Here is a 1,166-nt window from a genome sequence, read left to right as displayed (position 1 = left end):
AAATATACTTGATTTTGAAAATGATTTTCCAAATACAAAAATAATAAAACTTGAAAGAAACTACCGTTCAACACAAAAAATACTTTCAGCTGCCAACAAAGTTATATCAAATGCAACAGGACGATGGAAAGAAAAGATTTTAACCCTCTGGACTGACAAAGAAGAAGGAGAGGATTTAAAACTTATAAAACTTGAAACAGATAAACAGGAATCAGCATTTATAGCACACCAGATAAAACAGCTTGTTGAAAAAGAAGGTTATAAATATTCTGATATTTCTATTTTAATGAGAATGTCATTCTTATCAAGGAATATTGAAGAAGCACTTGTTAGATTTTCAATACCTTATCAAATTATAGCAGGAGTTAGGTTTTACGAAAGGGCAGAGATTAAAGATATTCTTGCTTATTTAAGATTTGCATTTAACCCAAAAGACATTCAGGCTTTTAAAAGAATTATAAATCTTCCTTCAAGGGGAATTGGAAAGCAGACTTTAAACAAAATACAGAAATTTTATGTGGAAGACTGGTATCAGGCATTGAAAGACAGCTACGAAAGTCTATCAAACAGAATAAAGCTAAATCTTCAGCCGTTTTTTGAGGTTATTGATTTTATAAAAGAGCATGGAAATGAAAAACCTGCTGAATCTGCAAAATATCTTTACGACGCAATAGGCTATGAAGATTATCTTATTTCAAAGTATCCAAAAGATTATGAAGAAAGAATTGCAAACGTACAGGAACTTTTCAACGCCCTTGATGAGATTCAAAAAAGAGGGAAAACCCTGCAGGAATTTTTAGAAGAAACATCTTTAGAGCAGGCTCAGGATAAAATTGAAAGCTCCAACAGCATAAAAGTTATGACTGTTCACGCTGCAAAAGGTCTTGAGTATCCGGTTGTTTTTGTTGCAGGAGTTGAAGACGGCATTTTCCCAAGTGGAAGAGCTTTTGAAGATATTGAGCAGATGGAAGAAGAAAGAAGACTTTTTTATGTTGCAATTACAAGAGCAAAAGAACACGTTTACTTAACAATGGCAAAATATAGAAGCAGTTTTGGAAATGCGTATAATGAAACAAAGCCTTCACGGTTTTTAAAGGATATTAAAGAATATTTAAAAGTTTTATCAAGCAAGCCAAAAACAGAGAAAAATCTTTAAAGTTTCAAAA

At 32.0% G+C, this 1,166-nt stretch carries 1 protein-coding gene; it reads left to right on the top strand.

All coding sequences use genetic code 11. The features are described from left to right. Nucleotides 1-1,156: ATP-dependent helicase (locus HG1285_RS00610; protein ID WP_008289615.1), on the top strand; the 1,156-nt coding region annotated here is incomplete at its 5' end. Between the last annotated feature and the right edge of the window lie 10 nt (nucleotides 1,157-1,166).

The sequence above is a fragment of the Hydrogenivirga sp. 128-5-R1-1 genome, assembly GCF_000171895.1.
This window is presented reverse-complemented; position numbering and strand designations above follow the sequence as displayed.